The sequence below is a fragment of the Dyadobacter pollutisoli genome, from assembly GCF_026625565.1.
GTDB classification, from domain to species: domain Bacteria; phylum Bacteroidota; class Bacteroidia; order Cytophagales; family Spirosomataceae; genus Dyadobacter; species Dyadobacter pollutisoli.
Map to the genome: position 1 here is coordinate 205,817 of NZ_CP112998.1, position 20,916 is coordinate 226,732.

Below are 20,916 nucleotides of genomic sequence, written 5' to 3' on the forward strand. Positions count from 1 at the left end.
TAGCTGACGCTAAGGCCTCACGACAAATCTCGCCGATTGTACGCAGCGATTTTCCCCGCACAGGGCAGCAAGAGCCAACCAGCTTGCCTGCTTCCTTGTGTTGGCCAGTATGCTCAGCCAGGTAGCATCACCGGGCATGCCGTATAGCACTTTACGAAGCTCCACGGCAAACGAATTGGTAAAATACCCGCCCATTGAAGGGTTGCCCACCGCAAGCTGGTTTTTGTCGGCTGAGCCGATGAGTATGGACAGGGGTTTGGCAGGAAAAAACAGACGGCTAGCGATCCCCTTGTTCAGCACCGGTTTGGAGTCTCCCGAGGGAGCCCTGGATTTCATAAAAGTGGGGCCGAAGGGAGCATGTTCACCGATATCGCCATTGCAGCAATCGCTGAGGACAAGCGTGACTTTGGCCTTCTTTTGGAGCAATAATTTGTAAATACCCTCCACGCTCATGTTACTTTTACTCAGCTCCGTTTTCTGGTTAATACGCAGCGATATTCGGGGATACTCGCTCACATCATTGGAATATCTGAAACCATGCCCGCTGTAATAAAACACCACGACATCCACAGATGAGGGGCGTAATTTTGCCAAAACGAGCTCCACAGCCTTTTTGCTAAGGTTATTGTCCATGATTTTTTGTGTCAGGATATCCATGTTCATGTCCGTGGCCAGCTGGGTAAATATGTTTACCACATTCGCCATATCCCTTTGTGTGCTGTTACCCACAGTCGAGTCGAGGGTGTTGGCAACGGTAATCAGGTAAAGTTTCTCCTTCCTTTTTTCCGGGTCACGCGGCGACGTGCGCATGTTATACAGGTACATGTAAAATTCATCTGATTCACTAAAAAAGACTGAGACAAATTCCCGTTCCTTTCTCAGCTCCCGGTGGCTCTTTTGTTGATTGACCAGCATCTCAGACATTCGCCAGCTTCCGTCGGGCCATTGATAAGCAATGGAATCGGGTACGTAAAAAATGTCGTTTTCCTCGTTCTGCATTTTGAATACAAACCGGGGCATATGAAAGCCTGTAATCGCGCCTTCGACCGGTAATGGATCTCCTTCGTGTATCAGATAATGCTCCTGGCTGTAAATGCCGCCATGTGTATCGGCGGAATCGAGGAGGTTGATTTCAGTAAGCCTGTTTTCGCCCGACGAAGGTTCGATATACCGTATACGTGCAACCCCACTGCCATTGTTGTACAGGGTTAGAAAAGTGTAGTAGGTTAAGGAGGAATCCTGTGAGAGGGATAGTTTGTTCTCGAAATAGAAATACGACTGCCCGTTGGATTTTAGAGTGGCAGCAGTCAATAAAATGGCAAAAAACCCTGCCGCGGTACACTTTCGAAATAACTCAATCCGGCCGGAAAAGGGTTTCTTGCTCATATTCCTACTAGGTTTTCCGGGGTTCGGGCCTTGTTGAAGCCGAACTGTCCAATGCCGGCAAGCTGTCGGTAGCCGCGCTGTCCGGTGCCATTTTCGAATCAATAACTTGCGTGGTATCCGCGGCAGCACCTTCCGCCTCTTCTGATTTCTTTTCTTTGTTACACGAAACAAACATCAGTGAAGTAAGCAAGACGACTGTAAAGAGGCTGGATAATTTGATTTTGTTAATTTTCTGTGGCATAACATCAAATTTAGTTTGTCCAAGTTAGTAAATTGGTCTTAGAATTGTGAAAAAATATCTGGAATATTTGTAACTCTGCTTTATCGTATACCATTCGTTACCAGACGTGTATACTTCGCATCATTTTAATCGTGTCTCGTTCATGGATCGATTGGCAAAAATTGCCTTTTTGACAGTCTTTGTGTCGTTTTGCTTTTTGCTCCGGGCCAATGGGCAAACAGGTAGCCTGCGTTCGTTGAAGGAGCGGCAGAAGCGATTGGAAAAGAATGAAAATTACTCCCGTGACACCGCCTACCTGAATGTGGTCAACCAAATTGCATTCTTATATGCCGATAGCTATCCTGACAGTGCATTGAAAATATTACAGATCAATACACTGAACTGCGATTTGATAGCTTACAGGGAAGGCGAGTCCGATGGCTACAAAATTACCGGTAATGCCTATATGACCAAGGGTGACTATACCAATGCATTGAGCTGGTACCGGAAAAGTTATGAAGTAGCCGACAAGATTGGGTACAAAACGGCTTTCCCGGGTATCCGCAACAACATCGGGCTGGTGTATATGAGTCAGGGGAACTATACGGCTGCATTGAAAGAGTTTTATGAGGCGCTGAAATCAGCGGAAGCCATTCACGACAAATTTGTAATGGCGAGTACGCTGAACAACATTGCGATCATTCATTTTTATCAGGGTAAAATGGACGAAGCGGACAGTACTTACAAGCAAACACTGCTGATCGCCAGGGAAATGTCCGATACCATAGGCGTTATACTCGCCTATAACAACATTGCGGAGGTGAATGTGGAGCAAAATGCATTGCCTGCCGCCCTCACAAACCTCAGCCTTGCCTATTCCCTGGCCAGCCGGATCGATAACCCGGAAATGCTGACCGTGGTATCTCATTCGCTCGGCAACACCTATTTCCGAATGGACAGTCTGGGCAAAGCTGCCGCTTATTTTGAAGCTGCGTCGAAAGTATCGAGGCAACATGGTTACAGCACTTCTGCCTGCAAAGCCGTGATCGGCCTCGCCCGGGTGCGGGAGCGGCAGGGATTGTTGGAGGAAGCTTTGAGGAATGGACTCGAAGGGTTTCAGCAGGCCAGGACGATGGGGCACACCCAGTTGCTACGCGATGCCAGCGAAATCGTATCCGTCATTTATGAAAAATTGGGCGACGGGAAAAACAGCCTGGCCTATTTTAAAGAATTCAAGATCTATTCGGACAGCCTGCGGAACCTGGAAAGCGAGCGTGTGGCTGCGACCTATGATGCCAAACTGGAATTTTCGAAAAAGGAGGACGAGCTGAACCAGCAAAATCTGAAGCAGCAATGGATGATCTATTCGGCATTGGCTGCATTGGCCTTGCTAGTGGTGATCCTGGTGATTGTTAACCGCAACAGACAGAGGCTGAACCATACCTATAAGGAATTACAACAAAAGAATATTGTCATCGAATCCCAACGAAAAAAAGCAGAGGAGACACTGGATGAACTCAAATCAGCGCAGGCGCAATTGATACAATCCGAAAAAATGGCCAGCCTCGGCGAGCTGACGGCCGGTATCGCTCATGAAATTCAGAATCCGCTGAACTTCGTGAATAACTTTTCGGAAACGAGCATTGAGCTGCTCGATGAGATGAAGGCCGAAATCGAAAAGGGTAACCCGGAAGAAGCCAGCCAAATCGCCTCCGAAGTGATTGAAAATCTGGAAAGAATAAATCAGCACGGAAAGCGGGCCGATTCCATTGTAAAAGGTATGCTGCAGCACAGCCGGAGTAGTACCGGATTAAAAGAACCGACGGACATCAATGCGCTGGTCGACGAGTACAGCCGGCTTAGTTATCACGGTTTGCGTGCCAGGGATAAGTCATTCAATGCCACTATTAAAAAGGATTTTGATCCCGATCTGGGTAAAGTTATGATGATCCCGCAGGATATGGGCAGGGTGGTCCTGAACCTGGTGAACAATGCCTTTTACGCCGTTCAGCAAAAACAAAAGCACACTGCAGAGCCCGGCTACCATCCCACGGTGGAGATGAGTACCCGAAAGGTGAGTGACAAGATCATTATAACGGTTGCCGACAATGGGGACGGTGTGCCTGAGCACATTCGCAAGAAAATTTTCCAACCGTTTTTCACTACCAAACCAACCGGGCAGGGTACCGGCCTCGGCTTGTCCCTGAGCTACGACATTGTCACCAAAGGGTATGGAGGTACAATGGATGTACAGCCCAAAGAGGGCGGAGGCGCAGTGTTTACCATTACCTTACCAGGCTGATTTTTCAAGACTTAGCAACCAGGTGAAGGCCCTGGTAGCTCGCCAGATATAATTTTCTGAACATGGTGTGAGCTTTTATAGCAATGATGGCGTCGGTTGTTGCTGCTGCGCCTGGCACACTAAACTTGGAAATGAAGGCAAAAATGATGTGCGGAGCATCATTTGAGAGTTATTTATTATTTTAGCCATATCCACCGACCGTCTGCCATGAAAATCCTTTTCTTTTCCGCCAAACCTTATGACAAGCAGTTTTTTGATCATTATAATAAGCCTTATGGATTTCAGATCGAGTACCTGGAAACACATTTAGGCCCGCATATCGTCAATGCTGTTCAGGATGAGTTGGCCGTTTGTGTGTTTGTCAACGACAAGGTCAATGCGGAAGTAATAGCTGTACTGGCTGAAAAAGGGGTAAAAATCATTGCATTGCGGTGCGCGGGCTTCAATAATGTGGATCTTGAAGCGGCACGTGCCCATGGGATAAGGGTATGCCGAGTGCCCGAGTATTCGCCACAAGCGGTAGCCGAACATACGGTGGCTATGATATTAACCCTGAACCGAAAAACCCACAAAGCTTATAATAGGGTACGGGAGCAGAATTTTTCTTTGAATGGGTTGTTGGGCTTTAACCTGTATGGTAAAACAGTGGGTGTAATCGGTACCGGCAAAATCGGTGCGGCTTTCTGCCGGATTATGAAGGGCTTTGGCTGTAAAGTAGTGGCCTATGATCTTTATCCCAGCAGGCAACTCGAATCATCGGGTATCGAGTACCAGCCACTGGAAGCCGTATTGGGGCATTCTGACATTATTTCATTGCATTGCCCGCTCAATGAAGATACCCATTATATGATCAATGAAAAAACGCTGGGTATGATGAAAAAAGGGGTTACCCTGATCAATACCAGCCGCGGAGGACTGATCAATACGGTACATGTGATCAATGCTCTGAAAAGTAAGCACGTTGCACATCTGGGCATCGATGTGTACGAACAGGAGGATAAGCTATTCTTTAAAGACCTTTCAGGCAGTATCATTGAAGACGACACGATCCAGCGGCTCATGAGCTTTCCAAATGTGCTGGTTACTGCCCATCAGGCATTTTTCACCGAGGAAGCATTATCCGAAATTGCCCAGGTAACCTTAAACAGTATTGATCAGCTCGTTAAGAACAAAGAGCCTGATAACAAGATAGTTATACTGGTTTAAGTCATACAGCAAGATCCTGAATCTTTAAAGTTCACTGTTGAAATTCTTAATGAGTATCCGCATTTTGCCGGGCAGATACTTGTAAACAAAGCCGTTTGTTTTGACCAGTCGGGCCAAAAAGGGACTGTCTGAAAATTAATTTTTCTTTTGTTACAACGTTTGAACAAATTCATATATTTGTCCAATAAAATCAGTTTCAAGTGAAAAAGAAGGCCACCATCGTCGATATAGCATTGAGACTCGGGATCACGCCGTCTGCTGTGTCCAAGGCTTTAAGCGGGAATACCCGCATCAGCGATGAAACAAGATCGGCTGTTCGGGCGATGGCGAAAGAGCTTGACTATCAGCCTAATATCATGGCAAGTGCTCTTCGCACAGGGAAGAGCGGGTTGATCGGGATCCTGGTGCCGGGCATTCAATACGGATTTTTCTCCACGGCGATCAAAGGCGCCGAGGAGCTGTTGAGCGACGCGGGATATAATGTGATTATTTGCCAGTCGCGGGATAGTGCACGTCACGAAAAGAAGCAGCTGGAGGGTTTAATGCGTGCTAAGGTTGAGGGGGTGATAGCCTCACTCGGAATGGAAACCATAGACGTTGAGTTTTATAAAGCTTTGGCCAAGGAAGTTCCATTGGTGATGTTCGACCGGGTATTTGAATCCGAAAGTATATGTTCCGTGGTGATCGATGACTTTATCGGTGCCGTGAAAGCCGTAGACCATCTGGTTGAAATGGGGTACCAGCGTATCGCGCATATGGGCGGACATTCCCACATCCTTGCTTTCGACCGGAGAATACGAGGTTACAAGTATGCATTGGCCAAGCATAACCTGCCGGTTAATGAGGATTATATTTATGAATGCTCTCCCAATAAAGATGAGGGAGTGGTAGCAATGGAGCGACTGTTCCAGCTACCCGAACCGCCTGACGCTATTCTGGCTGCCAGCGATTTTTTGGCCTTAGGTGTTGTTAATTACGCGAAAAGCCATCATTTGAATGTCCCGGAGGACTTGGGAGTGGTGGGATTTAGCAACGAAGAATTTACAAGGCACCTTACTCCATCATTGACCAGCGTGGATCAGTTCAGCGAATCAATGGGAGAGGTGGCTGCCCAACTATTGCTCGATCAGCTTTCAAGGGCCAGAAAAGGAAGTTCTATGGTGGTGCAGCAACGAGTACTGGTGCCCCGGCTTGTCATTCGCGAGTCTTCTTTTCCAAAAAAGAGAGAACCCGTGCTCGCGGCCTGATTTGGATTTTATTATGAAAACTCAACGATCTTTTATTCGTATATATATGACCGTAATGTTGGTGCGAACGTAAATAGTCTTTTTAATACTTATGAAAAAGTACTTACTGAAGGTTACAACCGGCCCGGGAAACTCCTTCTCATGTAGGCGTCGATCCATGGCTTATTTCTACAATGAAATGCATTACCATCCTCAATTGGAACTGAATCTGATTGTGAAGGGGAAAGGCACGAGGTTTGTATCCAATAAAATGGAACGGTTCAGCGAAGGCGACCTGGTGTTGCTGGGTTCAAATCTGCCTCACGTCTGGAAATCGGATCCCGAGTATTTCGATCAGCCTGATGCGTCGGCTTGTGAGTGTATAACCGTTCATTTTTCGTATGACTTTTTAGGTAAAGATTTTTTCGATATGCCTGAATTGCTCAAAATCAGGCAGTTACTTTGGAAGTCTTCTGCCGGATTGAAACTGACAGGCGCATTGCGTTATCAGGTTGCTTCGCTGATGACGCAAATGGTGGAGGAAAGCCAGACGGAAAGACTGCTGACATTACTGGACCTGCTGCGGATCATGAGTATTTCGAGCGAAGCAGAAATCCTGACCGACGCGCGCATGGCGTCTACCCAGGAGCCAGCTTATGCCGACCGCCTGCAACATGTACACCGCTACATTGTCCAGAATTTTAAAGACCCAATCAGCCTGGATCGGATTGCACAGGAGGCTAATATGAGCCCTGCTGCCTTTTGCAGGTATTTCCGACAGCGTACCAGCAAGACATTCTCCCATTTTCTGGCAGAAGTAAGGATCGGTTATGCATGCAGGCTGTTGCAGGAAAACAAGATGAAAATAGCACAGGTATGTTATGATTCAGGTTTTGCCAATCTGTCGAATTTTAACCGGCAGTTTAAAGCAACAATGAATATGACTCCCTTTGAATATAGCCGGTCGACCCGTTGTGCGTCATTGAGCGAACAAATTCAACCAAAGAAGGCAGGACTCGTTTTATAATGGACGGTTACGGGACAGAGCTACTGCAAGCGTATGTTATGGGTAATGTCTGTCTTATTGGTCAGTTAGGTCACAATCATTTTTTTTCGTCAATTTTCGTTGCGCTCAGCGTACGATAAGCTTTCGGTGAGACCTTATTGATCTTTTTGAAACACCTGTTGAAATAAGAAATATTAACGTAACCACATTCCAGCGCGATCTGCGTCACCGGAAGGTCGGACTGCTGTAAAAGTTTGCTCGCGAACCCGATCCGCACCTCATTTAAAAAATCCGAAAAGGTACGATTGGTGAGCGATTTGAAAAACCGGCAGAAAGAATGGATCTGCAGGCCGGAAACCGAAGCTGCCTGTTGCAATGTGATTTCCTGTTTAAAATTCTGCTGAATGTAATGCATCAGTTTATGTACACGCCCTGGCGCCTGGGTCGTATACACCGAAAGCAGGTTGGGAATGTTGAGCCATACCAGGTCTTTCGGGTCCAGCAGGTGGCTCATGATCTGCATAAAAGACGTGAGCAGGGTAATGCTCCGTTGGCCCTGCATTTGCGCAAGAATGTCAACAATTAATGCCTTCTTTTCGCCGCAAATGCTGATACCACGTTCCGATTCTTTAAAGAAATGCCTTAGTTCTTTCGTATCGATCAAGCCATCCAGAATTTCGCTGATCGCGTCGGGATTAATGTAAAGCGCCAGTGATACCGAATCATTGCCATTGTTGCCCGCCATCGACTTGCTGTACCACACATGCGGAACATTCGGGCCGACAAACGTCAGGTCGCCTTCCTCAAACTGTTCGATTGAGTCGCCGATAATGCGCGTTCCTGAACCCGACAATATATATACCAGCTGACACTCGGTGTGGAAGTGAAAGTCTGTTGAAAAGTATGGGCTAACAATCTTTTTGACCAAAAACGGTTTGCGTATCTGGGCAAAATCCGGCAGTAGTGCGTAGGTGGCTTTCATGTCCTGGGTAATTCGGAAGTGGGGGCAAACATAGTATTATAAAATATCAATCTAAAATCAACTTACTGGATTAAAGGACAATAAATTTGTATAATATCTTCAAATAAGTCAGCGATTGAATGAATATACTGAAAAATATTTTTGACTTCCAGCTTGCTATATTGGACATAATATGCTGATTGTTAAATATTTATATTTTCACGATTAATTTTTCTATTCACATTTTTGGTTATTTGCAAAACATGTTTTTACTGGTAGCATATTGATATTTGACAACTCATGCACATTATATCCATTGAGATAAAAGACAGGCGATTCGTTTTACCCGCAGGAGTTGGTTCGGATGCGACACACACTACGCCCCAGTACTCTTATGCGGTTTGCTGTCTGAAAACCGACACATCGATCACAGGAGTTGGGCTTGCGTTTACCCTTGGCGTAGGAACGGATCTGGTGTGCAAAGCGATAGAATATCTCTCCATGTCACTAGTCGGTCGTGAAATGGAGGAGCTGATGAGTGATTTTGGGACGGTATACCGGAAAATGGTCGATTCTCCTTCATTCCGGTGGCTTGGGCCGCACAAAGGCGTGGTACACCTGGCGTTGGCGGCTGTGGTTAATGCGTGCTATGACCTTTGGGCGAAATCACGGAAGGTACCGCTGTGGAAATTGCTGCTGGACCTTACCCCGGAGCAGCTCGTGAATACCCTGGACCTGAGTTATCTCGAAGAAGTCCTGACCAGAGACCAGGCAATTGCCATGCTTACGGATCATGTGCCGGGTCGCGAAAACAGAAAAGGTGTTTTATCGACAGGCTACAGAGGATATGATACCTCAGTGGGCTGGTTCAATTTTTCGGACGAAAAAATAGTTGACAATACAAAGAAGGCAATGGCCAATGGTTTCACCGCATTGAAGCTAAAAGTGGGTTCCGATGATCCGGCGCGTGACGTTCGCCGGGCAGGACTGATCCGCAATGTTGCCGGGGACAATGCCACCATCATGGTGGACGCCAACCAAAAATGGAATGTGCCCCAGGCGCTGGACATATGCAGGCGACTGGCCGAGGTAAACCCATTCTGGATCGAGGAACCAACGCACCCCGACGATGTGATCGGTCACCAAACCATAGCGCGAACGATCGCGCCGCTCAAAGTAGCGACGGGCGAACATATTCCTAACAAAGTTATTTTCAAGAATTTCTTTCAGGCCAAAGCCATGGATTTTTGCCAGGTGGATGCCGTGAGGGTCGGCGGGATTTCGGAATTCCTGACCATTAGCCTGCTTTCCAAGAGTATGGGGATACCGGTTGTGCCGCACGTGGGTGATATGGGACAGATCCACCAGCATCTGGTTTTGTTCAATCACATTGGAATGGATCACGAGCATCTGTTTTTGGAGCATATTCCACATTTAAAGCAGTATTTTGTAAATCCTGCCGAGGTTTGTGAAGCCTACTATCAGGTACCGCAGACTCCCGGCAGTAGTAGCGATTTAAAAGACTGATAATTGAATATGAATGTATTAGCAGACAAAGTCATCTTTCTCACAGGCGGTGCCGCTGGCATTGGGCGGGCGTGTGCCATCGCTTACCTGCAAGCGGGCGCGCAGGTTTTTGTAATGGACGTCGATGAAAAGGGTTTGAACGAGCTAAGATCTGAATTGAATGGTCAGAAACTATTCACGTTTGCGGGGAATGTCAATTCGGGAAATGATGTGAAATCTGCTATAGAAAAAACTGTTGCGGTTTTTGGTAAAATCAATGTCATTCATAACAATGCGGGCATTGCAAATCCTTCGAAACCGCTGGACCAAACTACCGAGGAAGAGTGGGACAATGTGTTTTCGGTCAATTTGAAAAGCGTTTTCTGGACAACCCGGTATGGAATTGAGCATTTAAAACAAACCAAAGGCTGCATACTCAATACAAGCAGCATGGTAGGAGAAATAGGACAGGGCAACCACGCCGCATATGTGGCCACGAAAGGCGGAATGAGCGCATTAACCAAGGCAATGGCACTCGATTATGCTCCGTTCGGGATCAGGGTCAATGCAGTTTGCCCGGCCGGTGTCTGGACGCCAATGCTGAGAAATTGGGCCACGGAACAACCCAATACAGCTGAAATCGAGCATTACCTGGACCATATTCATGCATTGGGCTACTGTCCTGAGGGCGACGTCATTGCGGACGCCGCATTGTTTCTGATTTCGGACGCCGCGCGTTTCGTGACGGGTTGCATGATGCCGGTAAGCGGGGGCGCTGAGCTTGGGTACAAAAAATAAAATGACAATGGCTTTAAAAGAAAACCACTTCCAATGAAAAATCGCAACGGTGTCGTGATTCCTTTGCTGGTCGTTATGAGCCTGATGTTCATCTGGAACCTCAGTCGCAATATCAATGATATTTTGATCCCGCATTTGAAAAGGGCCTGTCAACTCACTGATTTTCAGTCGTCACTGGTGCAGTCGGCTTTCTTTGGCGGATACTTTTTGCTTGCACTGCCAGTCGGGCAGTTTATCAGTAAATATGGTTACAAAGCAGGCATGGTAACCGGCCTGCTGACAGCCGCCGCCGGGACATTTTTGTTCTTTCCGGCTGCTGATACGCGTTATTACCCGCTTTTTCTCGGTGCGCTTTTTATCATGGCCGCCGGTTTTACGTTTCTGGAAGTGACGGCGACGCCATACATTTCCGTGCTCGGCGATCCTGACCGGGCTTCCAGCAGACTGAGCTTGGCCTCGGCAGTAGGGTCGCTGGGTGCAACCATCGGGCCATTTGTCGGCAGCCGGTTTTTGCTGCATGCTACCGAGGTTTCACCGGCCACCGTCGCGCAGTTTAATACATCAGAGCTGGACCAATATCTGAATGCAGAAGCGCAGCTTGTCAAAATGCCTTATTTGAGTTTGGGAGGCTTGTTTGTCGCGATTGGCCTGCTGCTGTACTTTATCAAGCTTCCGAGCATTCAGGAAGAAGGAGAGTCGGCTGGCAGCCTTAAATCTGTTTTCAAGTTCAGGCACACTGTTTTGGGCGCTTTGGGCGTGTTTTGCTACCTCGGCGCAGAGGTAGGCATTGTCAGTTTTATGATCCGCTACGCTAAGTCATCGGGGATAACGGGCCTTACCGAGCAGAATGCCGCTTTGTTCATTACTTTCTACATGGCGCTGGTGCTGGTAGGAAGGCTGGCCGGAGCGTACTGGCTTCGGAGTTTGAACCCCTCCAAAATGCTGGCAGCATGTTCGCTCGCGGCAATGACACTGATCGGCATCTCCATACTAAGTACCGGATATGTTTCTGTCTACGCCATTGCCTTCGTCGGACTCTTCACCTCCGTGATGTATCCGATCCTGTTTACACTCAGTATCAAAAATCTTGGGATTTATACCAAAACAGGATCATCGCTGATCATCATGAGCATTGTGGGTGGTGCCATAGTACCGCCGGTAATGGGGCTGCTTTCCGATTCTTTTGGGATCAAGCCTGCCTTCATTATCCCGCTTATTTGTTACGCCTACCTGGTTTTTTATGCAAAAGAAGGTCACCGTGTGACCTCCGGTCCGACGGATTTGCCATCGGAAAATATCAATTTTAATAGTTCAGTTTTATGAAAAGTGTAGTGCTCGCAGTGCTTTTGGTTTGTTTTGGTTTTCAGGGGTTTTCTCAAAAGGAAATACCGCGTGCAGAGAGGCTGAAATGGTGGCAGGATTCGAAAATGGGCCTTTTTATACACTGGGGGCCTGTTTCACTGATCGGGAAGGAGATCAGCTGGTCGCGGCAGGGATATGGTGCTGCGAAGTATGATTCGCTTTACAGAAGATTTAACCCCAAGCAATTCAATGCAAAAGAATGGGTAGCCCTGGCCAAGGCTTCGGGAATGAAATACATGGTGCTTACCGCCAAACACCACGACGGATTTTGCCTGTTTGAAACAAAAACTACGGATTACAACATCATGAACACGCCTTTTGGGCGTGATGTGTGCAAGGAACTCGCACAGGCAGCGCACGAAGCCAATATGCCGATCTGCTGGTATTTTTCTGTGGCCGACTGGAAAGATCCCGACTGCCGCGATCCCAAAATGAATGGCGTATTTGCCGACAGGGTTTTGGAACAGGTGAGAGAATTACTGACCAATTATGGTAAAATAAGCCTTTTGTGGATCGATTTTGAAGGTTGGCCAAGTCCGGTAGGCCCCAAAAAAGTTTTTGATCTTGCCAGAAAATTACAACCCGAAATCATTATCAACAACCGGCTGGAACCGCTGACCCCCGATGAGTCGCACGGGTATGTGGGCAAGTACGCCGACTACGCGACACCGGAAGGGTTTGTAGCGGGTTATAGTAAAACCGCCTGGGAAACCTGCACGAATATGGGGCATCAATGGGCGTGGAAATTCAATGATAACCCGCGCAGCTTGAAAGAATCGGTGCATACCCTGCTTCGTTGTGTGGGCGGAAACGGAAACCTGTTGTTTAACATCGGACCTGATAGCTCGGGTGTTTTTCCTTCGAATTTTGCCGCGAGGGCACGCGAAATGGGCAGTTGGATCGCGAAAAATGAGCAGGCTATTTATGGTACCAAAGGAGGTATTTACACGCCAGCCCAAAACTACGTCAGCTCATTCAAGGGGAACAAAGTATACATTCACCTATTGACGGGCTCGCAGACTGAGCTCACGCTGCCGGCCATTGCTGCCAAAGTAAAAACCGCGGCCCTGCTCGATGGGACGAAGATTGATTTCACGCAAAGCAACGCAGGGCTGAAAATCAGTTTCCCGAAAGATAAAATAGACTCGGTCGCGACCATCGCAGTGCTGACAATGGATCAGAATGTTTCCGCACTCGCGCCGATCATTCCTTTCTCCGTTTCTGGTTCAATGGCTTATGGAAAAACGGCCACTGCTTCCAGTTCCGTCGGACAGTTTTACCACGATCCTGCGGCGGCATTTGATGATAATCCAAAAACGAGCTGGAAAATAGGACGTCGGAATGATGTGGATTTTGACCAGTTTTACGGCAAAAATATTCACTACTTGTCCGAAGAGGTATTGAAATTGTATGAACCTACGGGCTGGCTGGAAGTGGATCTGGGAAAACCTCAGGTCGTAGGGAAAATCAAACTGGGTGAGTCAAAGTATCATGGTTCTGAGATCAGGAAGTTTGATGTGCAATACCTGGCAGGCAAAAACTGGGTCAGTCTGGCGGAGGATACGAAAATGGGGGATTGGAACAAGGAAATTAAACCGGTTACTGCGCGAAAATTCAGGCTGGTGATCAATGAGTACCACGGATATTTTGGTGTAAATGAGTTTGAATTGTTTCCGCCTGCGAAATGACCAGGCTTTGGACAATCGAGAAAAAAATAACGAAGTATAAAAACATGATCAGATATTTTACCGGCTTACTGTTGGGTTTCGCGATCCACGTCCAGGCACAGGTCATTGACGTTACCAGCTACGGTGCCAAACCGGACAGCTTCGGTGATGCCACCGAGAGTGTCGGAAAGGCAATCACGGCCAGTAAAACCCAGGAGAAAACGGTGATCAGTTTTCCGAAAGGACGGTACGATTTCTGGCCCGACAAGGCGGTTGAAACTCATTACTACATTAGCAATAGTTCCTCCGAGGAAGAATTCCCGGTCAAGAAACAGCGGGTTGGTTTGTTTTTCAAAGGCTTAAAGAATGTAACCCTGGAAGGCAATGGATCAGAATTCGTTTTTCATGGTAAAATGATCACCTGGGTGATCGACAGCAGCGAGAACATCACTATCCGGAACATTTCGGTCAATTATGAGCGGCCGGGAATGTCCGAAATGACCATTAAAGAAAGCTCACCGACGACGGTTATTGCCACCGTACATCCCGATTCAAAATTTGACATTATCAATGGACGATTGGAGTGGTATGGCGAAAAGTGGGTAGCGCGGAATTTCCATGCTGTGCTCGTTCGGCCGGAAAAGGGAATGCTGCTGTACAGCACCTGGGAGCCGTTTCTCAAAAGTAAAGCAGAGGTGATAGCACCGTTGACCGTGAAGTTCACCGGCGATTTTTCCAAGTTCAAAGGCGAGCCGGGCGAGGTACTCACGGTGAGGGACCGGTACCGCGACTATGTGGGCGCTTTTATCAACCGTTCGAAAAATATCAGCCTGCATAACCTGCACATGAACTCCATGCACGGGCTGGGCATTGTATCACAGTTTTCCGAGAATCTTAATTACGACAGCGTTTTTGTGGAACCTGCCCAAAACAGCGGGAGGGTAATCGCTTCGTCGGCGGATGGAATGCATTTTTCCGGTTGCCGCGGCCAGATCACGATCAGCAACTGCCGGTTCAGTGGCTTGCACGACGACCCGATCAATGTACACGGAACGCATTTGAAGGTAACGGAAATTGTATCTCCCAACAGCTTGAAAATCAAATTTATGCATCATCAGACGTATGGTTTTGAAGCGTTCAGTGCGGGTGACACAGTGGCTTATTTACATTCGGCCTCATTGCAAATATTCGGGCAGGGTATTGTCAAAACAGCCAGACTCATTTCCGAGCGTGAAATGCTGGTCGAAATGCAGGCTGCATTACCCAAAGAACTGAAAATAGGGGACGCGCTCGAAAATACGACCTGGACGCCAGCCGTGACGATCAAAAATTCGAGGTTTGAACGCATCATATCGAGGGGGAACCTCATTACGACCCGCCGCAAGGTGATCATTGAAAACAATGTGTACTACCGGACCGGAATGCACGCCATTTTAATAGAGAACGATGCCTCGGGCTGGTATGAATCGGGGATAGTCACCGACCTTACCGTTCGGAACAACCAGTTTATCGAATGTGGTTTCAATTCCGCTCCGAACAACTATGTGATCAATATTAATCCCGAGGCGCATGAGCTGGTACCGGGCTATTATGTGCATAAAAACATCAGGATAGAGAACAATGTCTTCAAAGTGTACGACGATCCCGTGCTGTCTGCATTAAGTACAGACGGGCTGACTTTTATCAACAATACGATCGAGCGCACAAACTTTTTACCGCCGGGGAATGCCAGGGAGGCTATCAAACTGGTGGCTTGCACCGGGGTTACGATCAACGGTAATCGCTTTGGTGACACAGTGAAACCTGTGCTGAGTACGAGTAAAATGGTAAAGAAGGACCTGAAATCAGATATCCCGGTTCAGATCAAATAGTTTATAAATTGCTATCGTCATGCCTAATATTTATATCGGTGATTCGGATTTGGTGGAAGGCCTGAGACTGGGTGATGAGGACGCTTTTGAGCAGATCTACGACCGTTACTGGCACAAGCTTTATCGGGTTGCCGAAAATAAAGTCAGGGCTTCTGATGAAGCCAAGGAGATCGTTCAGGACATCTTCCTAGACCTCTGGGTAAGGCGTGGAACGGTCAGTATCGGCGAGCTGGAACATTATCTTCTGGGTGCCGTCAAGTTTAAAGTACTGGACTTTTTCAAAAAAGAAATTGTCCGCAGGAATTACGACAAGTTTGTCTTTATCAACATGTCCGAGGCCGACTGGGACACGGAGGAAGAGCTCGCTTACAATGATCTCAACCAATCCCTCATCGCGTGCATTGACCAGCTACCTCCCAAAACCAGGGTGGTATTCGAACTGAGCAAGTTGCAGCACAAACCCAATGTTGAGATCGCCAAAATCCTTAAAATGTCGACCCGGTCCGTGGAGTACCACCTCAGCCAGGGACTCAAAACGCTTCGAATTCAATTGCAGGATTACAGCATTTATGTATTGCTGTTGATCGCCCATTACTTCTCAAAATAGGGCATCGGAGAATCTCTATAAATATTCTAATAAGTTTACTATTTATTGGAATAATTGATATGAATTTTCTAATAATTAATAAACTTATTTGTGGCATGGTCCGTGCCTGATCTACTTACACATAGGAACAATTCTGTTTTTAACGATCAGGTACAGGCATGAGCAAGAGTTGGAAAGGATTTTATCGGCTGATACATCGCTACCAGAACAACACGATCAATCCGATTAAGAAGCAGGTAATGGATTTTTGGTATGATTCAATCAATCATTCCAAAACGGATGAGCTGCAGCAGCAGGATCAGAAGCTGAAAGCGGACATCTGGAACTCGATCCGGCAGAATATGAATGAAGTACCGGAAATAATCGAGCCGCTGATCGGTAGAAGATGGTGGCAGTCGGTGTACTTCAAATTTGCGGCTACGGCTGTTTTCCTGATCACCGGATTTCTTTTTTACAAAGGAGGTGTCATGGAGCGAAAATCCATTATCGCCGAGGTTCCGGACGCGATGATCAGCGAGCTGGTGCGGAATGAGAATGATAGCGAAAAACCCAAACTGGTTAAGCTGCCGGACGGTAGCGAGGTATCACTTTATCCCAAAGCCATCCTGTTTTACCCTGAAAAATTCACGGCGCATGAGCGGAGGGTCTATTTGAAGGGGGACGGTTTTTTTGATGTGACCCACGATCCGGGCAAGCCATTCTCGGTTTATTCTGACCATATCATTACCAATGTATTGGGGACCAGTTTTACGATTAAAACTAATAACAAGGGGAATGTAGAAGTGGCAGTACTGAGGGGGCGGGTTAGCGTGAAGGAGAACGCAGACAGTTCGCCGATATCCGCAGGCAGCAAGGTAGTTACTCTCACACCTAACAAGAAGGTTACTTTCTCGTTTGAAACCAAAGAAATGATAACCGGGCTCGTCGAAGAACCGGTCATGGTAAGTCGGCAGGAAAAACTGAGGGAAGCCGCAAATGCATTTATTTACACTGACACACCTATTTCTTCCATTATTCCGCAGCTGGAAAAGGCATACGGGGTGGCCATTTTGCTCGACAATAAAAATCTGGCTAACTGCAGCATTACCGCCGACGCGTCGAACCTGAATGATCTTTTCGCGCTGCTGGACGTTTTGTGTGCCGCTGTCGACGCGAGTTATGAGGTGAGGGGGGATCAGATTTTTCTAGTCGGGCCGGGCTGCCAGGTCATTCAGTGATTTTTTTAACTTTTAACAACGTCAGTATGCATATAAACTCTACGTAGTCACAAAAAAGGACCGAATATGCCGGAAGCATAGTTCGGTCCCGATTCCCATCCCTCGAAAAATCTCGGTTGTTTCATTCTGGACAAATGAAATACTGGGATCATTTAAATCATCCTGTGATCTAAAATTGTAAAAAAATGAAAAAAAGACTAGAAATCATAGAGCCCTGGTGGACTATCATGAAAGTGTCATCCTTACAAATGCTTATTGCCCTCGTCGCCTGTACCTATTCGTACGGTGGTGAAACGCACGCCCAGGAACTTCTGCTAAGGAAAGTTTCCATTGAGGCGCAACAAAAATCGATCCGAACCATACTTGCGGAGCTCGCAGCCTCCGAAAATGTCAAATTCGTATATAGTAAAGAGTTACTCCCGGTAGAGCGAAAAATCACGCTCTCGGCGCATAATAAAAACATGTCGGAAGTGTTGGACCAGATATTCAGCCCTGATAATATTTCTTACAAAATCGTAAGGAACAGGATTATACTGAAACCTGCAGGCCGTGAGCCGGCTAGCAGTCTGTCCCGGGAAGAGGGTACCCTGCTGGCGGCTGCGGAAAACGCGGTCGATAAGAATATAAAAGGTGTAGTTACCTCGGGAACAAAAGAAACTTTACCCGGTGTCAATATCACTATTAAGGGAACAACGCGCGGCACATCCACAGATGTGAACGGAGCCTATTCGCTGGACGTACCCAACGACGGTGCTATCCTGGTATTTTCGTTCGTGGGCCATGTGAGCCAGGAAGTAAAGGTGGGTGAGGCATCGGTGATCAACATCGATCTGGCGCTGGACAACAAGGCGCTGGATGAGGTGGTAGTGGTAGGTTACAACTCTCAGGCCAAGCGAAACCTGATCAGCGCGGTGGCGACAGTTTCGGGTGATGCTATTACCAAACGGGTAGCTACCAACCCGGTGAGTTTGTTACAGGGACAGCTCCCAGGCTTGCAGGTGATCCAAAACTCTGGCGAGCCGGGCAATGAAGGCATTCAGCTTCGGATCAGGGGTACGGGGACATTCAGCGGCGCGGGAAATGATCCTTTGGTGATTGTAGACGGCCTGCCGGGTAGTCTGGGTATTCTCAACCCAAACAACATTGAGTCCGTCACGGTGTTGAAGGATGCTGCTTCGGCTGCGATTTACGGTGCGAGAGGGGCGAATGGCGTGATCGTTGTTAAAACTAAAAACGGCAATGGCGGTGGTTTTGCTTTTGGTTACGGCTTCAATATCGGTATTTCCAATCCTACACAAATCCCGAAAACAATTACCAACTCTGCGGAGTTTATGGAGCTTTCCAATGAAGCACGTACCAATTCCAATCTGCAGCCATTATACACCCAGGATCAGATCGACCTGTACAGAAATGCTACGGACCGTGTCAAGTACCCAAACCACAACTGGCTGGACGATCTTTTTCAGCCTGCTTATGTGAAAAACCATTTTTTGAACATGTCCGGCGGCAGCAGAGACGGCACTACTTTTAATGTCGGCCTGGGAATCACCGATCAGCCTGGTGTAATGATAGGGTTCGACTACAAAAAATATACAATGAACCTGGGGTTGTCTTCCAAAGTACATAAGCGTGTTACCCTGGGTACAAATTTGCAGTTCCGTTATGGAGATCAGCAGGCGCCGAGCAATGGGAGTACGGATATGTTTTTATCCACCATGGCCCAGTCGCCGCTTTACCCGCCTCAAACCGCAGACGGTAAATGGATAAAAAGAGCATTCCCTAATGAGCAGGGAAACAAGAACACCATTGCGACTGTGAAGGAGAAATCTATTCGGTATACCAAAGATTACTACGCACAGGGAAATATGTCCCTGGACGTGGACGTACTGGACGGCCTCAGATGGGAAAACAAAGCGGGATTTAACTTTCAGAATACCAAATGGAGCACTTTCAGGCCGGTGGTACCGATGTATTATTACAATGATATGAGTTCCGCAGGAATATTGGACGTGGGTACTCCCGGGTTGAGCACCGAACGTAGCGATGTGATATATAGCGTTTTTTATAGCCAGCTCAACTATCATAAAACATTTGGCGATCACGCGCTCTCTATTTTAGGCGGTTATCAGCAGGAAAAGAACCAGCAGAGCTGGTTATCGGCATCCAGAAGGCAGTTTCCGACTAATCTCTTAACTGAACTGGATGCAGGTCCCGCGGACGGACAAACCAACGGAGGACGTTCGGAGCAATGGGCGATCCATTCGGCTTATGCTACTGCCAATTATAGTTTGAAAGACAAGTATCTATTGGGTGGAAGTATCCGCTACGATGGCACGTCACGCCTGCCGACGGATACGCGCTGGGGGTTATTCTATTCCTTTTCGGGAGGATGGAGAGTGTCGAAAGAGAGTTTTTTGCAAAATGTAAACTGGCTTAATGACTTGAAGCTGCGCGCTTCTTATGGCCAGCTGGGTAACCAGAACATCGGTATTTACCCTTACCAGGCCACACTGACCAATGCTAACTACGCTTTCGGCGGGTCAACGTCAACTGGTTTTGCGGCACAGTCCATTGTAGATCCTAATCTTACCTGGGAAACAACCCGGTCAGTCAATGTTGGTTTGGATTTAACGGCTTTCAATAACAGGATCACTTTTTCTGCTGATGTATTCAACAAGTATACTTTTGACATTCTGCGCGGATCGCAGGTGCCGTTGTGGCTGGGGCTGAATGCGCCTACCATCAATAACGGTGCGGTCCGGAACAAAGGTATTGAGCTGAACATTTCCTACGCTGGTCGCACGGACGGTGGGCTATCCTACACGATCGGCGCGAATGTACAGGCCTATAAAAATATCCTGGAAGAATTCGGAAAGGTTGAGATCATTGGTAATAATATCCGTGAGGAAGGTCACGCGCTGGATGAGTTTTATGTATATATCTGGGACGGGATTTTCCAGAGCCAGGCCGAAATTGACGCATCACCCAAGCAACCTGTTACGCCCACTCCCGGCGACCTCAAAATTAAGGACGTGAATGGTGACGGGGTCATTAGCGACAAGGACCGTACCTACCAGAAAGGCAAGTACCCTGCCATGCAGCTGGGTTTGAACTTATCAGCTGACTGGAAAGGATTTGATATCGCAGCGCAGGTTTTTGGCTCGATCGGCCAGAAAATATATGTTAACGGATGGGGGATTGAGCCATTCAGACAAGGTTCGGTGCCCACAGTGGATTGGAGAAACCGCTGGACGCCTACGAATCCTACCAATACAATGCCGAAAATTTATGTGGCAGACGGATACGCACCCGTGCAGAACTATAATTCGACCTACTATCTGAAAAACGCATCCTTTGCCCGCTTGAAAAATATACAGCTGGGTTATACGATTCCACGGAGTGTGATTGAGAAAGTGAAAATGAAGTCTGTCAGATTGTTTGTTTCGGCAGACAATGTCGCGACGATCAGCAAATTCCCTGGCCTGGATCCGGAGCGTGTGAATAGCGGAAACTACCTGGCATACCCGCAAAACAGGACATACACCTTCGGCATCAATGTCCAATTTTAATAGACCTTAAAA

Annotated in this window: 15 protein-coding genes; 12 read left to right on the forward strand and 3 right to left on the reverse strand. The window is 47.4% G+C overall.

Going from position 1 to position 20,916, the window contains the following annotated elements; genetic code table 11:
* Positions 1-9: 9 nt before the first annotated feature.
* Together ON006_RS00945 and ON006_RS00950 are read right to left on the reverse strand one after the other, a co-directional pair.
* The gene (locus tag ON006_RS00945; RefSeq protein WP_244823235.1) at positions 10-1,386 is read right to left on the reverse strand and encodes a caspase family protein; all 1,377 of its coding nucleotides are present in this window, start codon (positions 1,384-1,386) and stop codon (positions 10-12) included.
* A gap of 7 nt (positions 1,387-1,393) precedes the next feature.
* Entirely contained in the window at positions 1,394-1,627 is a 234-nt protein-coding gene (locus ON006_RS00950) for a hypothetical protein (RefSeq protein ID WP_244823236.1), read from the reverse strand.
* A 142-nt stretch (positions 1,628-1,769) separates the two neighbouring features.
* On the opposite strand from ON006_RS00950, the gene ON006_RS00955 reads away from it, so the two are divergent.
* From ON006_RS00955 to ON006_RS00970, 4 genes are all read left to right on the forward strand, one after another.
* Positions 1,770-3,908 (forward strand): tetratricopeptide repeat-containing sensor histidine kinase, encoded by a 2,139-nt coding sequence (locus tag ON006_RS00955; RefSeq protein WP_244823237.1) that lies wholly within the window; start codon positions 1,770-1,772, stop codon positions 3,906-3,908.
* 207 nt (positions 3,909-4,115) lie between these two features.
* Complete coding sequence (locus ON006_RS00960; RefSeq protein ID WP_244823238.1) at positions 4,116-5,114, forward strand: 2-hydroxyacid dehydrogenase; 999 nt, start codon at positions 4,116-4,118, stop codon at positions 5,112-5,114.
* A gap of 200 nt (positions 5,115-5,314) precedes the next feature.
* Positions 5,315-6,361, forward strand: coding sequence for a LacI family DNA-binding transcriptional regulator (locus ON006_RS00965; protein WP_244823239.1), 1,047 nt, complete (start codon positions 5,315-5,317; stop codon positions 6,359-6,361).
* A gap of 91 nt (positions 6,362-6,452) precedes the next feature.
* Positions 6,453-7,367, forward strand: coding sequence for an AraC family transcriptional regulator (locus ON006_RS00970; RefSeq protein ID WP_244823240.1), 915 nt, complete (start codon positions 6,453-6,455; stop codon positions 7,365-7,367).
* Positions 7,368-7,443: 76 nt separating this feature from the next.
* Here ON006_RS00970 and ON006_RS00975 read toward each other — a convergent pair whose 3' ends face one another.
* Positions 7,444-8,328 carry a helix-turn-helix domain-containing protein gene (locus ON006_RS00975; RefSeq protein ID WP_244823241.1) on the reverse strand — a complete coding sequence of 295 codons (885 nt, stop codon included), beginning with the start codon at positions 8,326-8,328 and terminating at the stop codon, positions 7,444-7,446.
* 279 nt (positions 8,329-8,607) lie between these two features.
* Between ON006_RS00975 and ON006_RS00980 the strand changes: the two genes are divergently transcribed.
* From ON006_RS00980 to ON006_RS01015, 8 genes are all read left to right on the forward strand, one after another.
* Positions 8,608-9,834, forward strand: a complete 1,227-nt coding sequence (locus tag ON006_RS00980) for an enolase C-terminal domain-like protein (RefSeq protein WP_244823242.1) — start codon at positions 8,608-8,610, stop codon at positions 9,832-9,834.
* Between the two features lie 9 nt (positions 9,835-9,843).
* Positions 9,844-10,611, forward strand: a complete 768-nt coding sequence (locus ON006_RS00985; protein ID WP_244823243.1) for an SDR family NAD(P)-dependent oxidoreductase — start codon at positions 9,844-9,846, stop codon at positions 10,609-10,611.
* A gap of 33 nt (positions 10,612-10,644) precedes the next feature.
* A complete protein-coding gene (gene fucP / locus ON006_RS00990; protein ID WP_244823244.1) occupies positions 10,645-11,934 on the forward strand; it encodes an L-fucose:H+ symporter permease in 1,290 nt (429 codons plus the stop codon).
* Positions 11,931-13,661, forward strand: a complete 1,731-nt coding sequence (locus tag ON006_RS00995; RefSeq protein WP_244823245.1) for an alpha-L-fucosidase — start codon at positions 11,931-11,933, stop codon at positions 13,659-13,661. Before fucP ends, ON006_RS00995 begins: the two co-directional genes overlap by 4 nt.
* Positions 13,662-13,705: 44 nt before the next feature.
* A complete protein-coding gene (locus tag ON006_RS01000; protein ID WP_244823246.1) occupies positions 13,706-15,511 on the forward strand; it encodes a right-handed parallel beta-helix repeat-containing protein in 1,806 nt (601 codons plus the stop codon).
* A gap of 19 nt (positions 15,512-15,530) precedes the next feature.
* Positions 15,531-16,118, forward strand: a complete 588-nt coding sequence (locus tag ON006_RS01005) for an RNA polymerase sigma factor (RefSeq protein ID WP_244823247.1) — start codon at positions 15,531-15,533, stop codon at positions 16,116-16,118.
* Positions 16,119-16,276: 158 nt separating this feature from the next.
* Complete coding sequence (locus tag ON006_RS01010; RefSeq protein WP_244823248.1) at positions 16,277-17,335, forward strand: FecR family protein; 1,059 nt, start codon at positions 16,277-16,279, stop codon at positions 17,333-17,335.
* 185 nt (positions 17,336-17,520) lie between these two features.
* Positions 17,521-20,904 (forward strand): TonB-dependent receptor, encoded by a 3,384-nt coding sequence (locus ON006_RS01015; RefSeq protein WP_244823249.1) that lies wholly within the window; start codon positions 17,521-17,523, stop codon positions 20,902-20,904.
* The last annotated feature ends 12 nt before the right edge of the window (positions 20,905-20,916 follow it).

Coding starts and splice junctions, on each gene's coding strand:
- ON006_RS00945 (WP_244823235.1), bottom strand. CDS start 1,386: ATGAGCAAGAAACCCTTTTCCGGCCGGATTGAGTTATTTCGAAAGTGT.
- ON006_RS00950 (WP_244823236.1), bottom strand. CDS start 1,627: ATGCCACAGAAAATTAACAAAATCAAATTATCCAGCCTCTTTACAGTC.
- ON006_RS00955 (WP_244823237.1), top strand. CDS start 1,770: ATGGATCGATTGGCAAAAATTGCCTTTTTGACAGTCTTTGTGTCGTTT.
- ON006_RS00960 (WP_244823238.1), top strand. CDS start 4,116: ATGAAAATCCTTTTCTTTTCCGCCAAACCTTATGACAAGCAGTTTTTT.
- ON006_RS00970 (WP_244823240.1), top strand. CDS start 6,453: ATGAAAAAGTACTTACTGAAGGTTACAACCGGCCCGGGAAACTCCTTC.
- ON006_RS00975 (WP_244823241.1), bottom strand. CDS start 8,328: ATGAAAGCCACCTACGCACTACTGCCGGATTTTGCCCAGATACGCAAA.
- ON006_RS00980 (WP_244823242.1), top strand. CDS start 8,608: ATGCACATTATATCCATTGAGATAAAAGACAGGCGATTCGTTTTACCC.
- ON006_RS00985 (WP_244823243.1), top strand. CDS start 9,844: ATGAATGTATTAGCAGACAAAGTCATCTTTCTCACAGGCGGTGCCGCT.
- fucP (WP_244823244.1), top strand. CDS start 10,645: ATGAAAAATCGCAACGGTGTCGTGATTCCTTTGCTGGTCGTTATGAGC.
- ON006_RS00995 (WP_244823245.1), top strand. CDS start 11,931: ATGAAAAGTGTAGTGCTCGCAGTGCTTTTGGTTTGTTTTGGTTTTCAG.
- ON006_RS01000 (WP_244823246.1), top strand. CDS start 13,706: ATGATCAGATATTTTACCGGCTTACTGTTGGGTTTCGCGATCCACGTC.
- ON006_RS01005 (WP_244823247.1), top strand. CDS start 15,531: ATGCCTAATATTTATATCGGTGATTCGGATTTGGTGGAAGGCCTGAGA.
- ON006_RS01010 (WP_244823248.1), top strand. CDS start 16,277: ATGAGCAAGAGTTGGAAAGGATTTTATCGGCTGATACATCGCTACCAG.
- ON006_RS01015 (WP_244823249.1), top strand. CDS start 17,521: ATGAAAAAAAGACTAGAAATCATAGAGCCCTGGTGGACTATCATGAAA.